The sequence below is a fragment of the Aeromonas sp. RU39B genome, assembly GCF_900156095.1.
Taxonomy (GTDB): domain Bacteria; phylum Pseudomonadota; class Gammaproteobacteria; order Enterobacterales; family Aeromonadaceae; genus Aeromonas.
Genome location: NZ_FTMJ01000001.1, coordinates 408116 through 433410, shown reverse-complemented (window position 1 = coordinate 433410; position 25295 = coordinate 408116). Strand labels below are relative to the sequence as shown.

16 protein-coding genes are annotated in these 25295 nt (G+C 57.8%); 8 read left to right on the top strand and 8 right to left on the bottom strand.

Annotation, left to right across the window (positions count from 1 at the left end; translation table 11 throughout):
* The 8 genes from BW958_RS01840 to BW958_RS01805 all read left to right on the top strand — a co-directional run bounded on the left by BW958_RS01840 (position 1) and on the right by BW958_RS01805 (position 9386).
* Positions 1 to 1218: an MFS transporter gene (locus BW958_RS01840; protein WP_076573730.1), complete on the top strand. Its 1218-nt coding sequence runs from the start codon at positions 1 to 3 to the stop codon at positions 1216 to 1218.
* A gap of 116 nt (positions 1219 to 1334) precedes the next feature.
* The gene (locus BW958_RS01835; protein ID WP_076573728.1) at positions 1335 to 2111 is read left to right on the top strand and encodes a substrate-binding periplasmic protein; all 777 of its coding nucleotides are present in this window, start codon (positions 1335 to 1337) and stop codon (positions 2109 to 2111) included.
* Positions 2112 to 2335: 224 nt separating this feature from the next.
* Positions 2336 to 3730, top strand: coding sequence for a glucuronate isomerase (gene uxaC, locus BW958_RS01830; RefSeq protein ID WP_076573726.1), 1395 nt, complete (start codon positions 2336 to 2338; stop codon positions 3728 to 3730).
* Between the two features lie 111 nt (positions 3731 to 3841).
* Positions 3842 to 5272, top strand: a complete 1431-nt coding sequence (locus BW958_RS01825; protein ID WP_076573724.1) for a tagaturonate reductase — start codon at positions 3842 to 3844, stop codon at positions 5270 to 5272.
* Positions 5273 to 5482: 210 nt separating this feature from the next.
* Positions 5483 to 6781, top strand: coding sequence for an MFS transporter (locus BW958_RS01820; protein ID WP_256701764.1), 1299 nt, complete (start codon positions 5483 to 5485; stop codon positions 6779 to 6781).
* 151 nt (positions 6782 to 6932) lie between these two features.
* Positions 6933 to 7679, top strand: a complete 747-nt coding sequence (locus BW958_RS01815; protein WP_076573722.1) for a GntR family transcriptional regulator — start codon at positions 6933 to 6935, stop codon at positions 7677 to 7679.
* Between the two features lie 59 nt (positions 7680 to 7738).
* Positions 7739 to 8710: a sugar kinase gene (locus tag BW958_RS01810; protein WP_076573720.1), complete on the top strand. Its 972-nt coding sequence runs from the start codon at positions 7739 to 7741 to the stop codon at positions 8708 to 8710.
* A gap of 52 nt (positions 8711 to 8762) precedes the next feature.
* Positions 8763 to 9386: a bifunctional 4-hydroxy-2-oxoglutarate aldolase/2-dehydro-3-deoxy-phosphogluconate aldolase gene (locus BW958_RS01805; RefSeq protein ID WP_076573718.1), complete on the top strand. Its 624-nt coding sequence runs from the start codon at positions 8763 to 8765 to the stop codon at positions 9384 to 9386.
* A 64-nt stretch (positions 9387 to 9450) separates the two neighbouring features.
* On the opposite strand, the gene BW958_RS01800 is transcribed toward BW958_RS01805, so the two are convergent.
* The 8 genes from BW958_RS01800 to BW958_RS01765 all read right to left on the bottom strand — a co-directional run bounded on the left by BW958_RS01800 (position 9451) and on the right by BW958_RS01765 (position 25155).
* Positions 9451 to 10155 (bottom strand): SIMPL domain-containing protein, encoded by a 705-nt coding sequence (locus tag BW958_RS01800; protein WP_076573716.1) that lies wholly within the window; start codon positions 10153 to 10155, stop codon positions 9451 to 9453.
* Positions 10156 to 10207: 52 nt separating this feature from the next.
* The gene (locus tag BW958_RS01795; RefSeq protein ID WP_076573714.1) at positions 10208 to 10747 is read right to left on the bottom strand and encodes a hypothetical protein; all 540 of its coding nucleotides are present in this window, start codon (positions 10745 to 10747) and stop codon (positions 10208 to 10210) included.
* Positions 10748 to 10801: 54 nt separating this feature from the next.
* On the bottom strand, positions 10802 to 17305 hold the full coding sequence (locus BW958_RS01790; protein ID WP_076573712.1) for a retention module-containing protein: 6504 nt from the start codon (positions 17303 to 17305) through the stop codon (positions 10802 to 10804).
* A gap of 245 nt (positions 17306 to 17550) precedes the next feature.
* A complete protein-coding gene (locus BW958_RS01785; RefSeq protein WP_076573710.1) occupies positions 17551 to 19476 on the bottom strand; it encodes an EAL domain-containing protein in 1926 nt (641 codons plus the stop codon).
* Between the two features lie 27 nt (positions 19477 to 19503).
* Positions 19504 to 20130: a transglutaminase-like cysteine peptidase gene (locus BW958_RS01780; protein WP_083687213.1), complete on the bottom strand. Its 627-nt coding sequence runs from the start codon at positions 20128 to 20130 to the stop codon at positions 19504 to 19506.
* A gap of 144 nt (positions 20131 to 20274) precedes the next feature.
* Positions 20275 to 21591: a TolC family outer membrane protein gene (locus BW958_RS01775; RefSeq protein ID WP_076573706.1), complete on the bottom strand. Its 1317-nt coding sequence runs from the start codon at positions 21589 to 21591 to the stop codon at positions 20275 to 20277.
* Positions 21592 to 21623: 32 nt separating this feature from the next.
* Positions 21624 to 23018, bottom strand: a complete 1395-nt coding sequence (locus tag BW958_RS01770) for an HlyD family type I secretion periplasmic adaptor subunit (RefSeq protein WP_076573704.1) — start codon at positions 23016 to 23018, stop codon at positions 21624 to 21626.
* Positions 23011 to 25155 carry a type I secretion system permease/ATPase gene (locus BW958_RS01765; protein WP_076573702.1) on the bottom strand — a complete coding sequence of 715 codons (2145 nt, stop codon included), beginning with the start codon at positions 25153 to 25155 and terminating at the stop codon, positions 23011 to 23013. The genes BW958_RS01770 and BW958_RS01765 overlap by 8 nt, the downstream gene beginning before the upstream one ends.
* Between the last annotated feature and the right edge of the window lie 140 nt (positions 25156 to 25295).

The following is a 25295-nucleotide window of genomic DNA, read 5'->3' as shown; positions in this document are numbered from 1 at the left end:
ATGCAGCGATTTGCCTTCTGGCGTGACTGGCTCAGCATGAGCCCGGCGGCACGTCTTTTGATCATCAACGGTCTGGCCTTCAATATCGGCTTTTACATGATGATGCCCTTTTTGGCGCAGCATCTTGGATCAGGATTGGGACTGGCCGGTTGGGCCTGCGGCCTGGTGATGGGGATGCGGGTGTTCAGCCAGCAGGGGCTGTTTTTGCTCGGCGGCACCTTGGGCGATCGCATCGGCTATCATCCGGCGATTGTCTGGGGCTGTCTGGTGCGCTCGCTCGGTTTTGCCCTGCTCGGCTGGGCCGAGTCACTGCCCGTGTTGCTGCTGGCCGCGGCGCTGACCGGCTTTGCCGGCGCCCTGTTTACCCCGTGCGCTCAGGCGTATCTCGCCAGCGAATGCCACACGCCAACCCAGCGTCAACGCGCCTTTGCCCTGCACAATCTCGCCAGCGAAGCGGGCATGCTGCTCGGACCATTAGTCGGCATGCTGGTTACCAGCCAAAGCTATGTGCTGACCGGTCTGTTGGCCGCCAGTCTGTTTGCCCTGCTCGGGGTGCTGCAATATCGGGTGCTGCCCAAGCGGCCGGTGGCTGAGCGCGCGCCGCGTGGCGCCATCTTGCAGCAGTGGCGCGGCATTGTGCAGCATCGCCCCTTTATCACCTTTACCCTGCTGGCCGGCGCCTATCAGGTGCTGTTCCATCAGCTCTATCTGGCGCTGCCGGCCCATATCCAGAGCTTGCCGGATGCCAGCCAGCTGCTCGGTTATGTATTCACCCTCTCAGCGGTGATTGGCGTGCTGTTACAGCTCCCGGCAACCCGGTTGGTGGAGCGGCGCCTTGGCGTGCCACTGGCGATGGGGCTGGGGCTGGGGATGATGGGGCTGAGCTATCTGGCGCTGCCGCTGCTAGCCGCATGGCCGATGGCCGGTGTGCTGCTGCAGGTCAGCCTGTTATCGCTTGGCTCAATTCTCTGCTTTCCGCTGTTTGCGGCGCAGTTGCCGCGCTATGCCCCGAGTGAACAGCTCGGTAGCTACTACGGCTTTTACGCCAGCGCCGGTGGCTGCATGGCGCTAGTTGGTAATGTGCTGATCGGTGTGCTGCTGGGTGATGCCGGTAGTCGTCCCACCAGTCTCATCTGGCTGCTGCTGGCCCTGTGTGGCATGACAGCGGGATGGCTGCTCTATCGCCACTTGCGTGCAGCCTTGCAACCAGACCGGTGATATCAGGTGGCGACGGCCCAAGCCGTCGCCACCTTCTGACGCTATGCCCCCTATCCGGGGTAGCCCTGAGCCATCGCCCCGTCTAGACTCATGGCGTCCCCCTCTCAGGAGCAGCCATGTTAAGAACCATCGGGTTCACGGTGCTGTGCATACTCAGTCTCGTTTCCCCTGTCCAAGCCAAGACCTGGACCTTTGTCACCAAGCCTTTTCCACCCTTTAGCAGCGAAGCCGACGCCACTAAAACCGGACAACCCGGCCCTCATGCAGGCCCCTTTGCCCGCATTATTTTGCGTGTATGCAGCGAGCTGAAACAACCTTGCCGCATTCAGGTTTACCCCTGGCGCCGGGCCCTGCAACTGGCTGAAAAAGGGCAAGTGGAGGGGATCTTCAGCCTGGTGCCCTATGCCACTCGTGACCGGGACTTTTATCTGTGCCGCAATCTGGTTCGCACCAGCAACGGTCTGTATGTGCGCCGGGATCGCCGTTTTAGCTATCAGAGTTTTTCTGACTTGGCCGGCTATCAAATCGTGGCCTATAGCCCCTCGGCCACGGCTGAGCAGGTGCAACGCCTGCTGCCGCGGGCCAAAGGTGCCAAGCTGGTCACAGAGGCCGATAACCTGCGCATGCTACGCAAGTTATCCAGTGGTCGCTACGGCCGCCAGGCAGTGGTGGTCATCAATCGTGATGTGGCGGATTATCTGCTCAAGCATGAGCGCATCGACAATCTGGTAGAGGTAGGCACTCTTGGCGCCCTCGATTTCACCCTCGGCCTGTCACGCCACGCATTGAGCGCCAAAGAGGCACTATTGTTCGATCAAACCCTGCGCCGCCTCTACCAAAATGGCACCCTGCTGCCATTACTGCGCGATGCAGGTCTCCATCCGGCCCCATGAACACAATCTGAAGGCATCGTTCAGAACCCTACCCATTTTGTGATGTCCGCCACATTCTCAAGCGATTTCGCCGATGGTATGTGACGGACAGCACATTCCCTCACAAACTCTGCTTGTTTAGCTGATATATCAGATTTACCGTTCTGATATATCAGGTTGCGCAGTATGAAAACAGACGGGCCTGCTGTACCAACCTTGCCCACGGCCCAGGAGATTGAAGCAAAATGTCCTCTTTTATCACTCAGGATTTCCTGCTGGATACTCAGGTTGCTCGCCAGCTTTATCATGACGTAGCTGCCAATCTTCCGATCATCGACTACCACTCTCACCTGCAACAGGGCGAGATCGCCGCTCGCAAGACCTTCCGCAACCTCACTGAGCTGTGGCTCGGCGGTGACCACTACAAGTGGCGCCTGATGCGCAGCGCCGGCGTGACCGAAGATTTCATCACCGGTAACCAGAGTGATGAAGCCAAGTTCCGCGCCTTTTGCAAGGTATTGCCGCTGGCCGCCGGTAACCCCATCTATCACTGGAGCCACCTTGAACTGACCCGCCTGTTCGGCATCGATCTGCTGATCAACGAAAAGAACGCCGGTCACATCTGGGAAGAGGCCAACGCCCGTCTGGCCAAGATGGATACCTGGAGTTTCCTCGAACAATCCAACGTCGAGATTGCCTGCACCACGGATGATCCGGCCGACGATCTGCTGCAACACGACGAGATTGCAGCCTCGGCCCTCAAGACCCGGGTGCTGCCGGCTTATCGCCCGGACAAGGCAATGCGCATCAATGCCGAAGGGTTTATCGACTACCTGAGCCATCTGGGCAAGGTATCGGGCGTCGCCATCTCCTCGTTCGCCACCCTGATGGATGCGCTGGCCGAGCGCGTCGCCTTCTTCCACGCCCGTGGCGCTCGCATCTCTGACCACGCGGTCGATGTGGCGCTGCCGCGTGAACGTGCCACCCCGCAGCAGCTGGAAGCCCTGTTTGCCAAGCGCGTGCAAGGCGGAGTACTGAGCGAAGCCGAGCAGAGCGTGTACCTGCGCGGACTGCTGGAATCAATTGGCCGCGTCTATGCCAAGTTTAACTGGACCATGTGCCTGCACATCGGCGCCCAGCGCAACAACAACAGCCGCCAGATGAGCCGTCTGGGCGCCGACACCGGTTACGATTCTATCTCCGACATGAGCTGCAGCGCCGGTCTGGCTTCCCTGCTTGATGCGCTGGATCTCAGCGGTGAGCTGCCCAAGACCATGCTGTTCTGCCTCAATCCCGGCATGAACGAAGTGTTGTCGACCCTGATCGGCTGCTATCAGGACGGCAGTGTTGCCGGCAAGATTCAATACGGCCCGGCTTGGTGGTTCAACGATCACAAAGACGGCAACCTTGAGCAGCTGCAAACCCTGGGTAACCACGGTGTGCTCGGTACCTCGGTGGGCATGGTGACTGACTCGCGCAGTTTCGCCTCCTACCCGCGTCACGACTACTTCCGCCGACTGCTGTGCCGTCTGCTCGGTCGCTGGGTCGCCGATGGCGAGTACCCCCACGACATGGAAGCGCTCAGCCGTATCGTGCGTGGGGTCGCTTACGACAACGCCAAGAACTACTTCGGTCTGTAATACCTCTTGGGCCTCGCTAACGCGGGGTCCAAGGCGGCGCCGACGCAGCGCCACCTGATTTAACCCACAGGCGAGAATACTCCCTGTTAAGCAACACAACGGACAGAAACCATGCAACAGTTAACCCGTGAAGCGGCATTCGACCTGCCGATCAAGTTCCTGCAATTTGGCGAAGGCAACTTCCTGCGCGCCTTTGTTGACTGGCAGATTGACCTGCTCAACGAGCGTGCCGGTCTCAATGCCGGCGTGGTCATCGTTCGTCCGATTGCCCGTGCCGATATGCCGCTGCTCGACACCCAGGGCGGGGTCTATACCACCTTGATCCGCGGTCTTAACGAAGCCGGTGAAGCGGTCAAAGAGTATCGCAAGATCGCCTGCATCCAGCGTGAAGTGGACGTGACCTCCATGTATCAGGATTACCTGGCACTGGCCCACATCCCGACGTTACGCTACATCGTCTCCAACACCACCGAAGCCGGCATCGCCATCAACGATACCGATGCCTATGACGACGCCCCGGCGGCCACCTTCCCGGCCAAGCTGACCCGTCTGCTGCACGAGCGCTTCACCCACTTCCACGGCGCCGTGGACAAGGGGCTGGTATTGCTGCCGTGCGAGCTGCTCGATCACAACGGCGATCTGCTCAAGGCGGCGGTCAAGCACTTTGCCACCCGCTGGGAGCTGGGCGCTGAATTTGATAGCTGGCTCGATACCGCCTGCACTTTCTGCTCAACCCTGGTCGATCGCATCGTGACCGGGTATCCCCGTGACGAGATGGGCGAGATCGAAGCTGAAACCGGCTATCGCGACCACTTCCTGGTCACCGCCGAATACTTCTATCTGTTCGTGATTGAAGGTCCGAAGTGGCTGGCCGACGAGCTCAAGCTGGGCCAAGCCGGTCTCAATATTCAGTTAGTTGACGACATCACCCCCTACAAGCAGCGCAAAGTGGGCGTGCTCAACGGTGGCCACACCGCCATGGTGCCGGTGGCACTGCTGGCCGATCTGGAAACGGTCGGTGAATCGGTCGATGACGCTGACGTGGGGCAGTTCCTGCTTAGCGCACTGGATCAGGAGATCATTCCGGCCCTGCCGCTGCCGCGCGAAGAGCTCGACACCTTTGCCGCTGACGTGCTGCGCCGCTTCCGCAACCCCTATATCCGTCACCGTCTGGAGTCGATTGCCCTTAACAGCTGGAGCAAGTTTGCCGCGCGCGTCATGCCGCAACTGCAAACCTGCATCGCGCAGGGCCACACGCCAAGCCGCCTGATCCTGGCGCTGGCCGCCACCATGGTGCTCTATCGTGGCAAGGTGATCCGCCTGGCTGACGATGCGGCCAATCTGGAGTGGTTTGCCGCCGGCTGGCAGAAGGTGGATAGCGGTGAGTGGTCTCTGGCGACGCTGGCCCGTGAATGGTTGGCCTACCAACCGCTGTGGGGCTGCGATCTCAATGCCCTAAGCGGCCTGACCGATGGTCTGACCCAGGCGCTGACCGCCATCACTGAGCATGGTATGCGTCAGACCCTCAAGGCGATGGCCTGAGTTTGCTTGCTGCGGGACATAAAAATGGAGAGGAGAGGCCAATGGACCTCTCCCCCAATAAAGAATTAGCGAGGGAAGTTGCCACTTCACTCGCCAAATCGGGCGTCTGAATCAGGAGTTGGTCTTTCTTCGGCAAAAGGATAAGACTGGCTACTGCTCAGGACGATCTTAATAACTCAAAGCGTACTGAGAATATCTAAGGATATTACAATGATCAAGATCAAGGGAGTACGGTGGTACATGGTGGGCTTGCTCACACTTGGCCTCATCGTCAACTACTTGGCTCGTAACACGTTGTCGGTGGCTGCACCGACCATGATGCAAGAGCTCAACATCTCGACCGAGCAATACTCACACGTCGTGGTGGCCTGGCAGGTTTGCTACGCCATCATGCAACCCATCGCTGGTTTCATCATTGATACCATCGGCACCAAACTGGGCTTTACTATCTTCGCCCTGGCCTGGTCACTGGCCTGTGCGGCCGCGGCCTTTGCTACCAACTGGCAGAGCCTGGCGGTGTTTCGCGGTATCCTCGGTATCACCGAAGCGGCCGGTATCCCGGCTGGCGTGAAAGCGACCACCGAATGGTTCCCGGCCAAAGAGCGCTCTGTGGCTATCGGCTGGTTCAACATCGGCTCCTCGGTCGGTGCCCTGCTGGCGCCTCCGCTGGTGGTATGGGCCATCATGCACGGTGGCTGGCAAGCCGGTTTCACCATAGTGGGTGGTATCGGTGTAGTGTGGTGCCTGTTCTGGATGTTCCTCTACAAGCACCCACGTGACCAAAAGCTGCTCTCCAAAGAAGAGCATGAGTACATCGTCAAGGGTCAGGAAGCCCAGTTTGCCGACCCGAACGTCAAGAAGAAGCGCTGGACCGAGATCATCACCAGCCGCAACTTCTGGGCAATTGGTATCCCGCGCATCCTGTCCGAGCCGGCTTGGCAGACCTTTAACGCCTGGATCCCGCTCTACATGATGACTGAGCGTCACATGAACCTCAAAGAGATCGCCCTGTTTGCCTGGCTGCCGTTCCTGGCTGCTGACGTCGGTTGCGTACTCGGTGGTTATCTGAGCCCGCTGTTCCACAAGCACTTCAAGGTGTCGCTGTTCAACTCCCGTAAGATGGTGGTGGTGTTCGGTGCCCTGTTCATGGTTGGCCCGGCCTGTGTTGGCTTCGTTGAAAGCCCCTACACTGCCATTGCCCTGCTGTGTGTTGGTGGCTTTGCTCACCAGACCCTGTCCGGCGCACTCTACTCCGTCACCTCCGACGTGTTCGGCAAGGGCGAAGTGGCGACCGCAACCGGTATGGGCGGCATGATGGGTTATCTCGGTGCCGCAGCCTTTACCGCCGTGTTCGGTATCCTGGTGACCCAGATCGGTTACAGCCCGCTGTTCGTGGTGCTGGCAGTATTCGACCTGATTGCCGCTGTGGTGGTCTGCGTACTGGCCCGTCCCCATGTAGAAAACCAATCGGCCACGCTGCCGCGTGACCTGGCTCCGGCCCATAGCTAAGCCTGTAGCGCGCCGTCAGAACCCCTGACGGCGCGTTAAAACATGACGCAGCGCCACACTCTGAAGTCCGGTTGATTGGCGCATGGCCAGAGGGTTGAATAGAATGGTTGGCTCAGTTCTCACAACAAGGCGGCGATCGCGCCCAGCTCCTATGTCCGAACAACAGACCAACATGCAGGATTCCACCCTTCTTTGTGCCCAACCCGGCATGAGTGCCGCTCGGCGTGTCTATATCGAACTGCGCCAGCGCATCATCGATATGAAAATGTTGCCCGGCACCCGCATTGTCGAGCGTGACATTGCCGCCGAACACGGCACCAGTCGCACCCCGGTACACGAAGCCGTACTGCGTCTGGCCGAAGAGGGGCTGGTGGAAGTGGTACAGCGGGTCGGCACCTTTGTAGCCCGCATTCCGCTCAATGAACTTGAAGAGGCCATGCTGGCCAGAACCGCCTTAGAGCGCGCCGTGATTGAACGCGCCGTGGCACGCATTGACGATGAAGGGCTCAATCGTCTGCGCACCATCCTGAGCGAGCAGCACCACTGCGTGAGCGAAGGGGACATGCGCGGGTTTCACCAAACCGACGAAGCCTTTCATGAAACCTTGGCCGACATCGCCGGCGTCCCCGGCGTCTGGCGCATGATCCAGCAGGCCAAGACCCAGCTTGACCGCTACCGCCGTCTGACCCTGCCCATGCCGGGCCGGATGGATCTGGTGGTAGGCGAGCATGAAGCCATCGTGACGGCTCTGCAAACCGGCGACGCCGTGGCCGCCTTGCAAGCCATGCAAAACCATCTGGATGACGTGTTGCCGGTCGTTGAAAGCGCCCGCAGCCTGCGTCCGGACTATTTCGTCAACAACCGTGCTGAACGGGACACCCCGCCAGCCAACTGGTAACGCGCCCTGCACAGTGTCGTCTGACATGATGCGGGATGTGGCGTTTATCTGGAGTAGCCATGACAGCTCATGTCAAACGCGTCGTCGCCCTCGGCGAATGCATGATTGAACTGCGCGAAATTGCCCCGCGCACCCTGCACCAGTCGTTTGGTGGAGACACCCTCAATACCGCCGTCTATCTGAGCCGTCTGGCGGGCGCCCACTACCAGGTGGGTTATGCCACGGCCCTTGGCCAGAGCGATCACTACAGCCAACAGATGCAAGCTGAATGGGCCGCCGAGGGCATTGAGCTGGGCTGGATCTCTCATCTAAGTGATCGCGTACCGGGTCTGTATACCATTCAAGTTGATGAAAAGGGCGAGCGCAGCTTCGCCTACTGGCGCTCCCACAGCGCGGCCAAGGCCTATTTTGATGGGGCAGCCAGCCCGCTCGAGGCCAACCTTGATGACGTGGATGTGCTCTATTTAAGCGGCATCAGCCTCGCCATTTTACCCGACGCCGGTCGCGCCCGTTTGCTGGCCGCCATGAAGACCCTGCGTGAGCGCGGTGCCTGGGTGGTGTTTGACAACAACTACCGCCCACGCCTGTGGTCATCGCGGGAAGAGGCGTTAGCCTGCTACGACGCCTGCTATCAATTGGCTACGCACGCCCTGATCACCCTCGACGACGAGATGGCCGTGCGTGAGCAAGATGCCAAGGCCGCCCTGGCGAGCGTCTGCGCCCTGCCCTGCCCCGAAGTCATCATCAAGCGTGGCGCCGAGCCGTGCCTCATCCGCACCCAACAGGGCCAATCGATTGAAGTGGCCAGCACCCCGGTGCCCCGAGTGGTCGACACCACGGCCGCTGGAGATTCGTTTGGCGCAGGCTATCTGGCCGCCCGGCTACGCGGTCTGGATGAACAGGCATCGGCGCGCGCCGGTCATCTGATGGCCGGCACCGTGATCCAGCATCCTGGCGCCATCATTACCCCGCAGGCGATGCCGAGCCACAGCGCGCTGTTTGCCCCCACCAGCGCCCCGCTGTCTGTCTAATCAACGCTATTTAACAACATTTTGTTTAAGCACTGCTCGTTAAGGAACCGCTATGAAATGTGAAGACGTAATGCGCCTGGCGCCGGTGATTCCGGTGATCCGTATCGATCGACTGGAAGATGCCGTCCCGATGGCCCGCGCTCTGGTCGAAGGCGGACTCAAGGCACTCGAAATCACCCTGCGTACCCCGGTGGCACTGGATGCCATGGCGCTGATCGCCCGTGAAGTGCCGGATGCCGTGGTCGGTGCCGGTACGGTGCGCACCGCCGCGCAGCTGGATGCGGCGCAAAAAGCGGGCGCCCGCTTTGCCGTGAGCCCGGGCCTCACGCCTGAGCTGGCGCAAGCCGCTCGCGGCAGCAGCCTGCCGCTGCTGCCAGGCGTAGCCAGTGCATCGGAGATCATGCAGGCCACCGAATGGGGCTTTGATCGCCTCAAGCTGTTCCCGGCCATGGAGATTGGTGGCCCGGGTCTGGCCAAGGCCTTCAGCGGCCCGTTTGCCGACGTGAAGTTCTGCCCCACCGGCGGCATCAACGTCAGCAACGCCCTGCAATGGCTGGCCCTGCCGAACATCCTCTGTGTCGGTGGCTCCTGGATGCTGCCAGCCGACAAAGTGGCTGCCGGTGATTGGGATGGCGTACGCGCCCTGGCCCGCGAGGCGGCCAGCCTCAAGGCTTAAGCGCTATCTGGTGAAGACGAAAAAGCCGCGAACATTCGCGGCTTTTTTCATTCAAAGCAAGCACTTATTCCAGCACAAACACCGCATCCACGCTGTCGCTGATGGTTATGCCTTGCTGCTGATAGCTGGTGTCGGCACTCTCGGCAGCCGGCGGAGCCGCCATCGCCTTCAGGGAGCGGCTGTAAACCGGCGTGGGCGCATCAGTGCGATACTCAATCGAGTAAACCTTACCCAGCTTCACGCCAAAGCCCTGCGCCAGCAGTGCCGCCTTGTCACGGGCATCCGCTGCTGCGGCCAGACGCACTTTCTCCCGCACACTCTTGGCATCTTTAAGACCGTATTCCACCTGAGTTACCGACTCGAGGCCGGCCGCCAGGGCCGCATCCATCAGCGAGCTCAGCTTGTCGAGCTGGCCCAGCTTGATAGAGAGCTGGCGCTGGGCGCGATAGCCCAGCAGTTGCGGTTTTTTCTCCGGCGCATACTCATATTCTGGCGACACCACCAAATTCCCCGCCTCTACATCGCTGCGAGCAATACCGAGGGATTCCAGCTTGCCGAAAAATCCGGCCACCTTGGCATCCACCTGCTGCTTGGCTTTGAGGCCATCTTTTTGCAACTCGCTCACCGACACAGTCAGGGTCGCCATGTCAGGCTCTACTTTCTGCTCGGCCATGCCGCTGACAATGACGTGGGGTGCCTGAGGCACCTCGATGGCCAAAGTAGGGAGGGACACCGTGAGAAACATGAGAGGAAGCAGGGACTTGTGCATGACATTAACCTCGTGAAAGAAACCACAAGGATTATACCCTGAAACACCCTCTTTACACGTCGGGTACAATAGGCGGCAGGTCGAGTTGAATGGGCGCATGCTCCATGACCAGCAGATCGCTGAGCGCCAGCGTGCTCTGTCCTTGCCCGTCATGCCCCTCGTTTAATAGTCCAGCGCTCTCTTGCAGGCCGAACGATTCCCACGTCAGAACCTGTCCGGCGCCAGCGTGGGCAGTCTCAACCCGCGTCGGCGTCCAGTCGGGCAAGCCCTCATCCACCCCAAGTAAATCGTCCCACCCTTCGCTAGACAAGCTGGCCAGCTCCACTTCACTTTGGCCAAACTCGCTACCCAGCAACAGGGTGATGCCATGACTATCGACACCAGGGGTCGGGGTGAAGTGCACCGCACCGGAGGCAAAATCGACCTCCAGCACGCCGGCCACATCACCTTCGGGATTTTCAATCTCGAGTTGCGTCAACTGATGGCCGCCAAGCGCGGTGTGATAACCAAACTGACCATAGCAGTCGATTCGGTCATCACCGTCCCACGCATAGCGCACCCCATCAATATCAATCCAACCCAATGTGGTCATGGCCTTACCTGTTCGCCTCTCTACCCTGCCCGCACGAGGCAGGGTGATGTGTCATTAAGGATCAACTTTAAGATTGCCGAGCTCGAGCAGGCTGTTAACAATCTGCGCTGTCTCGAGCGTGCCGCCCTCTGTGAGATCCACACCACTTAGCACGATGCTCTGCGTGGTGGTCTGATTGTCGGAGGTCACCGTCATCGTGGTCTGATTGGCGGCGGAATCAAAACTAAAGGTTAGAAGTTTATCCAAACTGCCACCGGTTGACGAGCCGCTTACCAGATCACTGATATCGAGTATGTCGCCTCCCTGACCAACCGTGAAGTCGCTAACCACATCCTTGCCACCGCCATCACTGCTTTTCCAGACAAAGGTGTCACTGCCCTCGCCGCCCTTAAGCTGATCATCCCCGGCACCGCCTTGCAACGTGTCCGCGCCGGTGCCGCCCTTGAGGATGTCGTTACCTGCGCCACCTTGTAGCAGATCGTTGCCGCTTCCACCTTGGAGTTGATCATTGCCAGTACCGCCATAAAGCTCATCATTACCCGCACCACCGATCAGCACATCATCCCCATCCCCCCCGATAAGGATATCGTTACCGGCCCCGCCTTCCAGTCGGTCATTACCCGCCCCGCCATCGAGGTGATCATCGCCTGCCAAGCCTTGCAGCAGATCGTCACCCTCATGGCCAGTGAGCACATCATCGTGGGGGGTGCCGACCAAGGTCTCGCCTTGGGTAGACAGATTGGTACTGCTTTGGCTGGCACTGCCCTGACCGCCACCGATATCAATCGTCAATGTGGCATCATCACTGTCACCATCAGCCTGCACCAGTCGATAGGTAAAGACCTCTTGCTGGCCAACTGAGGTCAGATCTGTATTGGGCGTGTATTGATAGCTACCGTCTTCATCGACGATCAGTGTGCCGTAATTCCCGATAACCTGAGTACCGTCGGTCACCGTGGTGTAGTGACTGCCGGACCAGATCTGCAGGGTCGCCCCTTCGCTGCCCGGATCATCCACCGCCCCCCAGCTATCACTACTGTGAACATTCTGGTTGCCATCGGTGAGCACATTGCCACTGGCCGCCACGGTCTCGGTCACCAGCACCGTCGACATGGTGAGAAGCTGCAAGTTATCAATGCTGACACGGGCTGCAGCGAGATCGAAAGTGCGATCCGTCAGCGTAAACTGCACCCGGTAGCGGCCTGATGTCAGCAGCGCCGAGGTAATGGTGCCGTCCTGATTAACCTGGCCGCTTTGCACTGCCTGGGATTTACTGTCGAGGATTTCCCATTGCAGCGCACTTTTGGTATCCAACCAGCCGACATCAACATCAAAAGAGAGCTGGCCACTGCCACTCACCACAAACTCAGGAGTTAACAACTCTGTCTCCCCTGCAAACCAGCTATCGGTCATCACCAGTGCATGTTGGTGTTGCTCAACGTCCCCCTGCACGCCCCATTGATCCGCGGTCGGATGGCTATCGATAGAGACCACATTGCTATCCCACCACGACGTATCAAATTCCCAAGATCCTGCCGAGTGGGCGTGTTCAAAGTCGGCCAGCACGGTGGTATGGGTGATGGTCTGCTCAACCTGTCTGACCACAGCCACATCAGCATTGTCATAGGCGACAACGTCGCTCTGATCAGTGACCGTAATATGTAACGTGGCGCTTTTCTCATCGCCATCGCTGTCCGCTGCGGTATAGATCAACGCAATATCCAGCGGTGCGTTAATGTCTGTCCCATCGGTGGTAAAGGAGTAACTACCGGTATGACTGATGGTCAGCGTGCCCCCTTCAACAGCAATCTGATAAGAGGTATGGGTTGCATCAAAGGTATAGATCCGCTCGTTGTAGGTGACAGATACCAACGCCGGGTTAGCCCACCCATCCGCGCCGGCCTGGTCGTTGGTCAACACATTCCCCGATACCGTCGAGACCACGACCGTGTCTTTAAGAACAGGCTCAAGCTGCGACTCATTGACCACGGAAACCGCGCCAATGTCCTTACCCAATTGTCCATCCCAAGCGATCGGTTCGAGCTTACTCAATGTGGCATTGCTGCCGATGCCGACGGCATAAGAGAGGATGTCGTTCTGATTGAGAAACTGCTGCCAGGATTGCTGCTCGGTTGAGGAGATGCCGCCGCCCAGATTCGGCACACCATCAGAGAAGAAATAAGCGACGTTTTGCCCGCCGGTTAGCGCACCGCCCGTGGCAAATGCCTCTTCCGCCTTGGCCAGCGCCGCGTCGTAGTTGGTCTGATCGCTTGATTTGGTATCTTGGCCCAAGGTGCTGATATAGGTCAGCGCCTGAGCTACCGTCAGCCAGCCATTACCCAGCGCCGTCGCATCGTCAGTGGATGGATTACCATCGCCACTAAATTGCACCAGACGCACCCGGACATCCTGACTATTGTCCTGATATTCCTGAAGCAGGGTGGTCAGCGCCAAGCGAGTAGCGGACAGGCGGGTCATGCTCTGTCCGTTATAGCTGATGCGATCAAGCATGCTGCCTGAGACATCGACCATCAACAGCAGATTGACGCTACTCTTGTGCCCTTCTGAAACAATGGCTTGGTCAGCGTTCAGCGTCGGTTCTGCATCGGCAAACTGCACATTAGCGCCGAGATCCACCGACAGTGTGCTGGTTACTTCATCCCCGTCACTATCGGTAGCCGTCACCGTAGCCGTCAGCGTCACCAGTTCATCAGCCAATGTGGCCAGCTCGCCACTCTGATCGAGAGCCGCAGATTGGCTCAGCGTCACGTTGCCGGAGTCATCGACACTCAGGGTAAACACGATAGTGCCATGTTCAGTGGTACCAACCACCTCACCATCGACCAAGGTTAACCAGATGGTCTCGCCCTGACTGGTCAGGCCGCTATCGACCTTGTCACCACTGAGTGCCAACGCGTAGTGACTAATGACCGTCGAGCCTGCACCATCGGCGCCATAATCCACGCTCACGGCGGCCGCAAAGGCAGCGGCAAAACTGACGGAGGATGTCTGGGCAGAGCCGTCCGTGGTTTGCAACACCAATGCCGTGTCATCCACCTCGCTGGTACTCAGGCTCGGCCCTGCATCGGTAAAGCTGATCAAGGACCCCAGATCCAGCGTGATACTGCTACTACTCACATCACCATCACCGTCTGTGACGGTGGCGGTGGCGGTGAGCTCGACAAGAGACGTGGCTAACGATGCGACATCCTCACCGGCGTCATGATCGATAGCAGCGGATTGCGTCAATACCAGCTCACCACTGTCATCGATACTGATGGTAAAAACGGTGACGCCACTTAATGCAGTTGTCCCAATCACCACCCCATCCACCAGCGTCAGCACTATCGATTCACCACCGCTGGTCAGTCCGCTGTCGCTTGCCAGTAGCGTCAAACTGTACCCACTGACCACTAACGAGCCAGCACTGTCCGCGCCATAGTTGGCATTCACTGCCGCCACAAAGGCCGAGCTCACATTTACGCTATCTTGCGTACCGCCGCTTTGGGTTGCATTGCTGTCACTGGTTTGCAATGTCAGGTCCGTCGTCGACACCGCAGAGACCGTCAGAGAGGGGGTGTCATCGACAATAATGACCTGGGCCGCGCCAGCCAGGGTTAGTTCACTGCCGGATGCCGTGGTGGCCTCTAGCAGGCTGGCAAAGTTGAACACCAGTTGCGAGCTGCTACTGCCATGGTCAAGCGACGAGTAGAGGGTAAAGGTAAACGCGCCGCCAACCCCGAGCGTGATAGTAAAGACCACCTCATTATTGGCCGTGGCGGTCAATGTTTTGCCATCATCGCTAACACTGTAAGTCAGGGTGATGCCGTTAGACGTCAGGCTGGCCAATGCAGAGGTATCGTGCGAGAAAGTGAAGATGGCACTGCTAAGATCTTCGCCCACGATGAGGGCGCTGAGGTTCCCCTCGACAATCGTGGCATCGGCTGACTGCAAGGCCTGTTCATCGGCCGTGATGACCACCGGGCTACTGTCTTCTACAAAAATAGTCAGGGTGGCCGCTGTCGGGTCACCATCACCGTCGACCAGGGAGTAAGAGATGGATTCGGTAAAATCACCCTCTACCGAGGTCGCCGTCTGATAAGTCCAGTCACCAGTGGCAAAGTTAAATGTGAACGTGCCACCCTGCTGAGTCGAGATGGTAATTTCACTGCCCGAGTACGTTCCTCCGGCATAGGTAATGGCATCACTGCCATCCCAGGTGTAGGTCACCCCATCGACCGTGATGGAAACAATCTGGCCCAATCCATCAGCGCCAAACTCATCGTTAGCCAGCACATTGCCGGAGACGAGCGTGCCGGATACCAGACTGGTCAATGTTGGGATCAGCGCGGCGAAGTTCTCCACATACACCACGCTGGTGCTGCCATCTACGTCGATCTGCTGCAGATGCGTGGTATCGAGCTCGCTGCGCTTACCCACGGCGATCGTGGTGATATTGATGTCGCCATCACTGACAAACTCACTCCAGCTCTGGGCAATGCTGTCATCAAGAGCCTGACCGTTGCTACCAGTATCCAGATTGGCATTGCCGTCACTGACAAAAAAGACCTGATTATTCCACCCCTCCTCGGCGCTATACGTTGCCATCAGTGATTCAACAGCGTCGCTAAAACTGGTGTAACCACTTAACGGACGGTGGTCCTGTAGAGAGGTCAACAGTGTGGTCAGCTCGTCATAGCTGCTGACGGTGTAAGCTATCGCCGCGTCCGAGAAAATCACAATCTCAATACGCACTTCACCCGTGGTCGAGTTATAGAGCGCAGCAGCCGCCTGTTTGACGGCATAGAGCATGCCTTTCAATTCGCTGTTATTGATACTGCCACTAAAATCGAGCACGAAGGCGACATTGACATTCTGCCCCTCGGGCGAAACCACGGTGGCACTGTCATCACTGGCGACCGGTGTATCATCATCCACATTAATCGTGAGCGTGCCGGTGGCCGTGTCCCCGTCGCCATCGGTCACCACATAACCCAGATTCAGGGTGACGTTGTTCTCATCATCCCCCGTCTCGTGAGTTATCGCCGCCAGCTGGGTAATGGTATAAGCGCCCGTACTGCTATCCAGCGCCACCGTCATCACCAGCGTATCGCCCTGCCGTACCTCCAGCGTGCTGCCATCATCAGCTAGCGTGTAGGTGAATGTCCCGTCGCTGCCCGTCTGCCAGGCCACCGTACCGCCATCGGCACCGGTGCTAAAGTTAAGCGTGCCGCTTAGCGTGCTGGTTTCACTATCATCACCAACCCCGCCAGCATTGCCATTAGCCAGCGCATCGTCATCGAGCTGCACCACGTCATTGCTGCTGACGGAAGGGGTATCATCCAATACCGTGACATCGAGGCTGGCACTGGTGGTATCACCATCTTCATCCACCAACGTGACGACAAGACTCTCAAGCAGGCTGTCATCGGCGGTTGCTTGAACATGATCTTCGTTTTCCAGCAAGGTATAGCTGTAGGTCACGCTGCCGCTACCGGTTAGGGGATCGTAGGTCACGGCCGTCACTTGCAGGGTATTACCAAGGTCTGTGGTCAAGGTCACCGGCAGCGTCACGGCAACCCCATCAACAATCAGATCGACACCGGCAATGCTCAGCGTGGCGACCCCATCCTTGGCCGAAAACGTGAATGTGCCACTTTGGGTCAGGGATGCCTCATCCGGTGAAGAACCCGCCGGCAAGTTGGCCTCAGAGACCGTCAACTCACCACCGGCCACATCCAGGCCGCTTAAGACCACAGGATCATCGCCGGGGATAATGGTAATTTGCAGGGTGGAGGTCACCGTATCTTCACCATCGGTCACCAGATAGGTGACTACCGGCACAGCGCCGTCATAATCAGCAGCCGGCGTAAAGGTATAAGAGCCATCGGCATTGACCAGCAAGGTACCGATACCGGTGAGAACGGCACTCACCCCTGCGGGCACATTCAGATTTACGCCCCAGCTGTAGCTAACAATCGAGGCATCATCCGGCCCATCCGGATTGTCGGCGTTGGCGAGCAAATTACCGCTTACCTCACCATCTTCAACCACCGTCACCGCCTCATCGCCATCAGCCAATTGATTGATCAAAATAGCTTCACCGGCAGCACCGATAGTGGCGACAGGGGAGGCCTGATAGGTCGAGTCATATCCAGACTCGGCCAGCGTCGCATCACCAGTGCGATCCACGGTGACAAAGCCGGCATTACCGCTACCGCCCACGACACCACCACCGGCTGCACCGGCTGCAGGCGCTGCAAAGCCCTGGGTCGGGTCACGCCCCTCCAAGATGGCACGCGCAATGGCAGCAGCATCCTGACCTGCCAAAGCGGCCAACGCCTCCTCTGCCGGCGCATTATCTGCGCCCTCTTTGGGTAGCGGCGCTGGCGCCCGCTCGGTCTCAAGCCGCGCCGAATCATCCAGTGTGACCACGGTGCCGGGAGCAAGCAGATCGCCATCTTTGATCGGCGCCCCACGAACCTGGCCGTTCATGATCCACGCTTGGCCGTTGATATGATTGACCACCACAGCCTGCTCGAATATTTGAGTACGCACGATTGACTCTCCCCTGTCTGGCACACGGTTATGCCCTACCCTAGATCAGGGAGCTCCATGAGTACCCGCGCAAAAAAAAGGCTGGTCGATCAATCAATCGTTCGAAATAAGCGAAAGGTTTTTCACCCCCTTAAAAATCAATCAGATAAAAATAATACTCAAACAGTCTCTCTCACCATTTGGGGCTTGATGGCAACTTACAGGTATAAAAAAAGCGCCCGCAGGCGCTCTTTATAAAGAAACGATTATTCAATCGCGGTGGCGGGTCTGACAAAGCCCTGATAGCCGTCGATATGCAGTGCAGCCAATGCTGCGACCTGCGCTTCGTATTCAACCCGGGTGGCAATGGTCATCACTCCGGCATTGTGGGCGGTGCGGCACACTGCCGCCAGGAAGGAAGTATCGGTGTCCTCTTCCAGCACCTGACTGGTATAGCCGTGGTCAACCTTGACGTAAGCCGGCTGCAGCGTTTCAAGATAACCGAGCGACTGGAAGTGACGGCCATAGTGATCGACGCCCCAAGCAAAACCATTGTCACGGATCACCTTAATGATCTTGGTCACCTCATCACGGTGCTTCATGATCGCCACTTCCGGAATTTCAAAGAAGAGCCGCCCCCTGACGCTGGAGCCCGTTGGCAGAGAAGACTCAAGCCACTGCACAAACTCCGGCGCACAGAGACTGCCACTCATAATATTGATCGCCAGACTCAACTCGGGATTGGCATCCAGCAGAGTCATCGCTTTTTCAAGGATATGGCGGTCAAATTCGGCCCCCATCTTGAACTGTTCAATGGCCGGCATGAACTGACCGGCAAAATAGTCATGCCCCTGCTTGCTGATACTGGCAAACAGCTCGGCATGGATGACGCTACCATCAGCAAAACGGCACGCAGGTTGCGCTTTAAAGCGCAGCAAGTCACTGCGCAGCGCTTCCTGCACCAGATCGCGCCAGGCTAGTCGTCCCATTTGATGGCCACGCTCGTCGCCCTCCATGACCACTGCGCCGCGGCGTTCACTGCGAGCACGGGTCAGTGCATTGTCGGCCTTGGTCAACAGCCCGGAGAGATCTTCACTGTGCTCACGCATCACCACGCCAACCACCGACAGAGCCTGGCCATCATCAATCGGGTTGACCACCAAAGAGGCAATGCGCTCATTGATCTGCTCGGCCAGATCGCGCAGGCGATCCTTGTCATCGGTCGGATAGAGCACGGCGTATTCAGTCGCCGAAATACGGGCCAGCGCCGAATCCTCCTTCCCTTGCAGTAGGTCGCGCAAAACACCGGCTATCGACTTGACCATGTTGTCACGGGCAGCAAAGCCTTCATTGCGGTAGATATCTTCGAGCAGATCGACCGCCACCAGCAACACGCCGCCTTGACCACCTTCGGCAATCCAAGCATTCACCTGACCGACAAAGTAGGCGCGATTGCCAAGACCAGATACCGCGTCGCGATATACCCGCTCACGCAGGTGCTCTGCCTCTTGGGCCTGCTCTTTAAACTGCACAGCCAGTTTGCCGGACAGAGTATTGATCGCCTGCACCACCTGGCGCAGCTCAAAGGTGTTGGGTAGCGGAATGGAGTGATTGAAATGGTGCTGCTCAATCTCGACGGCCTGCTCGCAGATCTGCTGCAGCGGTAGCAGCAGGTAACGCAGTGCCCTCATCAGCAGCAGCACCGTGACCAAAAACGCCACCACAAACCAGGTGGCGAGCCGGCTCATGCCACTCCACAGTTCGAAATAAGCCTGGCCGGGGTGGCCAACAATACGCAGCTTACCCAGTTGCAACCAACCGGAGGTCAGCACCGTCTCATAGGCCACGTCAGGGAACAGTCCGAGATGGATAAACCAATCCGGTACCCCCTCGATTTGGCGGCTGTTCTCCTCAGAAATCACAGAGTTAGAGGCCAGTAATTCAAGCCGCACTTCACGGTAATAGCCGCCATCGAAGACCGCCTTGATCACCGACTCGGCCCCAACCTTGTCACCGGTTTCCAGATATGGCGTCAACGCCAAACCCAGCGATGTCGCGGTATTGGTGACCGTCGTCTGCTGCTGCTCGGCCAGATAGCTGCGGGTCGAGCTGAACTGGACCCAATAGGAAGCCACGAACAGCAGTCCGAACAGCAACACCATGGTGGCCAGAAGTTGTCGGTAAAGGGTCATAGATTACGCATCCACTCCATGAATCGTTTATTCGAGCTTGAGTTTTGCTTTGGCCAACCGGCCATCTGTCATGCGTTGGCGCAATTCATTCCAGAGGCTCAACCGGGAGGCATTTCCCGCCAGCTCCCCTTGCCCACGCGCTTTCATCAGCCAAAGGTGGCTACCGTTAAAACTGAAAATCGGCACCAGATCGCTACGCTGGGTTGCCGGCCTGATATCGGGGATCAGGTTATCTAAAATCAGCGGTACCGATGAGGGGGTTTCGTAGTAGGCCACCACCATGTGAAACTGGTTGTAGCGCAGCGCCTTGACGTACACCATCCTCATTTTTTCATCGGGGATACCCAGTTCCAGCAAGGTGAAATACTTGGCAATACTGAAATCTTCGCAATCCCCGCCAGCCACCCCGAGAAACTCAAGCGGCGTGGCCCAGTAATCGTTCTTGCGCCACAGTTTGCTGTCATCAATAAACTGCAGCTGATTGAAAAAATCGTTCGCCTTGTGCAGGCGCTCTTTCTCATCCCAATTGGCCTGTTTTCCCTCCAGCGCCAGCATGCGCCAGGCCGCCACCCGTTTGGCTGCGCGCGGCCCATAGGTCTGCTCGGCCCGGTTGACCATGCGCTGATCGTCAGCGCTAAGCTGACCGTCGGCCATGAGCCAGCACGACGCGACCACACAACTGGCCAGCAGCCCCAGGCGAATAAGTCGGGACAGGGAACCGGGAATGATCAGATGCTCCTTGGATGCTCAGTTCAAACAAGAGCAAGGGGCGACCTGCGCCCCCGCTCTGCATTTAGACTATTTGGCCGCCCACTCGGTCGGTTGCTTGAACTGCATTGCATCAAGCAGATTGCCGGTAGCGTTCATTACGCGATAATCCGCATACATGGCGTCATATTCGGCAGTAATGAAACTCTTGCGAGCCTCGAACAGTTCGTTTTCGGTGTTAAGCACGTCCAACAAGGTTCGTTGCCCCAGACCAAACTGCTTCTTGTAGGCCTGCACCGTCTCATAGCTCGCATCCACGTGCTGCTGGATATACTCTTTTTGCTTCTCCAGCGACTCGCGGGCGTTCCAGGCAAGGCGAGTCCCCTCTTCCACCTGACGGAAGGCATTCATATGAATGTCTTTAGCCTGGGAATACAGGGCTGAACTTGCCTGATTCTGCGCCATGTCGGCGCCACCCCGGAACAGGTTGTAACGCACCCGCACCATGGCCGTAAACGCCTGATCACCACCATTGAGACCGGCATTATCCTGATCCCAGGTTTTATCTACCTCAAGGCTAACCTTGGGATAGAAGTTGGCCTTGGAGCCTTCATACTGGTACTTGGCTGCCTCCACATCCTGCAGGGAAGAGAGCAGGGTGGGATGGTGCTCAAGTGCCACCTTGAGGGCACTATCCAGCGATCCCGGCAACTTGCTGGCATCTGGCGTCGGTTGCACCAGATCCTTGGGTTGCTCGTTCACGACTCGGATAAATTCGCTGGCCGCGTCCTGGTAGTTGTTATCAGCTGCCGCCATATTGGCATACGCCCGAGCCACCCGACCCTCGATCTGGGTCTGGTCTGCGGTCGAGCCCAAGCCGGACTGGGTACGCTTGGTGATATCGCCCTTGATCTGCTCGTGAATCTCCAAGTTGCGCTTCGAGAGCTCCAGGATCTCTTTTTGCCGCAACACGTTGATGTAGACCTCGGCGGTACGCAGCGCGGTATTCTCAGCCTCTGACACCATGGCCAGCCGCTGAGCATTGGCTTCTGCGTCAGTACGTGCCACGTTGTTACTGGTATCAAACCCGTCAAACAGCATCTGACGCAGACTGATGCCGGCTTCCTTCGGGTTCTGAGTCGGGTCAGCGTTGGTACCGCCGGCTCGCGTCGTACTGTTGTTCACATCGCTATAGCCCGCCCCTACGACCGCATCCACCGTCGGGTAGTATCCGGCCTTGGCACCATCATGCTGATGGAGTCGCGCTTGATACAGATCGAAGGCTTCCTTGATCTTCGGGTGGGTGGTCAGCGCTTGTGCCACCGCTTGATCCAGGGTTTGTGCCTGGGTCAGGCAAGGCAGCAGTAGAGCGCTCCCCACTACAACTGCAACCATTGTTTTTTTCATAGTCACTCCAGTCGTCATTGTACTTAGGTTGACTATCGTTCCCTCAGTGCCGATTGCTTGGCCCGCAAAATGGGTTTCAGCAGGTATTCAAGGACACTCTTTTTACCAGTGATGATATCAGCACTGGCCAACATACCGGGGATGATGGGAAGTGCGTGTTGCTCATCGCCCAAGTAACTTTTATCAGTCCGGATCCGCACCAGATAGAAGGTATTTTCCTTCTCGTCCTGAATGGAATCCGCACTGATCTGTTCCACTTTGCCTTTCAGACCACCATAGATGGTGAAATCATAGGCAGTAAATTTAACCACGGCGTCCAGCCCGGGTCTGATAAACGCGATATCTTTTGGAGAAATTTTGGTCTCAACCAGCAGGGTATCTTCCAGTGGCACGATCTCCATCATGTCCATACCGGGTTGCACCACGCCGCCAACCGTATTGACCTTGATGGCTTTGACCGTACCTTTGACCGGCGCCTGCACCGTGGTGCGATCCACCCGGTCACGCAGCCCCACCTGACCTTCTGACAGCTGGCTCAGCTTACCCTGCTGCTGGTTGAGCTCGGTCTGGGCATCGGCCCGGTATTTAAGTGCGGCATCGTTGCGCTTGAGAATCGCCTCGCGCAGCTCGGAGTTGGCTTTAGGCAACATCAAGCGGTTAGACTCCAGCTCCCCCTGCATCTCATTGACCTGCCGCTCAAGTTTGATGAGCTCGACCTGGGGCACAATCCCCTCTTTGGCTAGCGGGCGACTGATATTGAGCTCCTTGCTGGCCAGCTCGACACTGCGGCCGATGGTCTTGATCTTGGAGTTCACCTCGACAATCTGCTGCTCTTTTTGCTGGATCTGCTGACCCAGAATAAACAGCTGGTTGGCCAGATTGTTAAGTCGCTCGTTTTGTACTGAATGCTCGCGGGCCGCCTCATCAGGAAACACCTTCTCAAACCCGTCTGGAAACTCGATTTGCTGTGATTCCACCTTGACCTGATCGCGCCAAGGCACCCCATCTGCCACATTCACTTTGACACTGGCGATCTCGGCCTTAAGGCGCGCCACATCACCGCGAATCGTCACCACCTCTTGCTCGCGTTCACGAAAATCAGAACGAAAACGGGTGTCATCGATGCGCAGCAGCGGCTGCCCCTTTTCGACAACCTGCCCCTCTTTGACCATGACCTCTTTGACGATGCCCCCTTCCAGGTTCTGAATCACCTGCAGTTGCATCGAGGGAATCACCTTGCCCTGGCCCACAGTCACTTCATCGAGCTTGGCCCAGCCAGCCCACAGTAACGCCACCATGAAAAAGCCAAAGCTGCACCAGAGCAAAATACGGGCGCGCGTCGGGGTGGTGAGCAGCACCGCTGCGGCGCTGTCATCGACGTAGTCGAGATGCTCCGACGACGGCAATGTCTGATTGCGCTTATTCATGAGCCACCCCTCCAACCCGAACCTTACCCTCACGCAGCTGTTGCAGGACTTGCTCCTTGGGACCATCGGCCACGATCTGCCCCTGCTCCATCACAATAAGCCGCGTAGCCACATCCAGCATGGAGGTCTTGTGCGTGATCAGTACGAGCGTGGTCTCCGGCCCCAAGCGAGCAAGCTCATGCTTGATTTGCGACTCGGATCGGTTATCCATGTTCGACGTGGGCTCATCCATCACCAGGATGGGGGGATCATTGAGCAGGGAGCGCGCTAACACGATGGCTTGGCGCTGACCGCCGGAGAGCTGGCGGCCCCCCTCTCCGATCTGCTTGTCCAGACCGTTTGGGTCCTGGTTGGTAAAATTGGTGACCCCGGCCCGTTTGGCGGCGCGCAGCACCTGCGGATCATCCACCAGCGGGTTACCCAGCATGATGTTGTCACGCACCGAGCCAAAAAAGAGAGTGACATCTTGTGGCACACAACCAATATTGCGCCGAATCACCGAAGGCGGCAGTTGGTCAATCTCGTAACCATCAAGACGCACCGATCCGTCGGTCGGTCGATACAGCCCCATCAACAGTTTTTCCAGCGTGGTCTTACCGGCACCAATTCGCCCGATAATGGCCACTTTCTCGCCGGGGGCGATACGCAGATTAATATTGTGCAGCGTACTGGTTTCCATCCCGGGATACTTGAAGGAGACATTTTCAAACTCGATACGCCCTTCCAGCACAGGGTGGTGGATATATTGCTTACCCTCTTCCTGTTCGTCGGGCGATTGCATGATCTTCTCGAGAATGCCGAGCGCCGACTTGGCCTGGTTGTAGCGGGTCGACAGCACCGACAACTGCACCATGGGCGCAATAGCGCGGCTGGCCAGCATGACGGCGGCAATCATGCCCCCCATCGACACATTGCCTTCCGATATCTGATAAACCCCTACGATCACCAGCGCAACAGTCACCACCTGCTGGATATAGCTGGCCAGTGACGACATGGTGTTGGTGATACGGCGAGTCTGCACGCCCCAAGTGGATATGTGGGCCACCGCCTGCTCCCAGCGATACTGGAACAGACTCTCGGCACCGAAAATCTTGACGGTTTCGAGCCCGGCAATGCTCTCAATCAGGTTGGCATTCTTCTGGGAGGCAAGCCGCGATCCCTCTTCAATGCTGCGCTTGAGCGGCCCCTGAATATAGAAGCTGTAGGCCGCTAAAATGATCATCGCCACGATGGGCACCACCACCATCACACCGGCAAAGATCCAGATCACCAGCAAAAACAGCAGCGCAAACGGGAGATCGATCAGGGTCGAGACCGTGGCCGAGGTAAAAAACTCGCGGATAGATTCAAATTCCTGCAGATGCTTGGCAAACGCGCCGGTCGAGGCGGGTCTGGCCTCCATCCGCATCCCCATCACCTTGGCAAAAATCTTGGACGACAGCAGCATGTCGGACTTTTTACCGGCGATGTCGATGAAATAGCTGCGCAGCTGGCGCATTACAAAATCGAAGGTAAACACCAGCATGGCGCCCACAGCCAACACCCAGAGTGAGTCAAAGGCCAGATTGGGAACAATCTTGTCGTAGACATTCATGGTGAATAGCGGGCTGGCTACTGCAAACAGGTTGATAAGAATCGAGGCAATCAACACATCGCGATAGATGCCGCGTGATTCGAGCAGGGTGCTCCAAAACCAGTGACCGTGGCGGGTCTCCAGCACTTTGGGCGAGCGAGCATCGAAACGAAACTGCTTTTTGACAAAAAACAGCTGCCCGCTGTACTCATCTTCGACCTGGGCGCAGCTGACCAGCTGCTCGGCATCACCGGCCTGGGGAAACAGCACTTTGGCGTCACCCAGCTCCGGGCGCCACTCCAGCAAAATACAGGCGCCACCGTTTTTCATCAGCAACACACAGGGAAGCAACAACGAGGAGAGCTGTGCCAGAGGCTGCACCGCTTGACGAGCCGATAAGCCGGCGCGCTCGGCGGCGCGAGGAAACAGGGAAGGACTTAAACGGCCAGAAGGAAGCGGCAGTCCGGTGACCAGGGCATCACGGCTATTGGGGACACCGTAGAAACGGGTCAAAAAGACCAGCGCTTCCAGCAACTCGTCCAACTGCGCAGTTCCAGCTTGCATTATTTTTATCACCTGTAAAAAAACATTGCCGCCATTGCCGAGGCGGCCAGAGAGACCCAGTATGGACCACCCGTGATAATTGGTGCGGTTGAGTCCAAACCATCAGTCTATCAAAGCAGTCGATTGCTAACCATAACAGT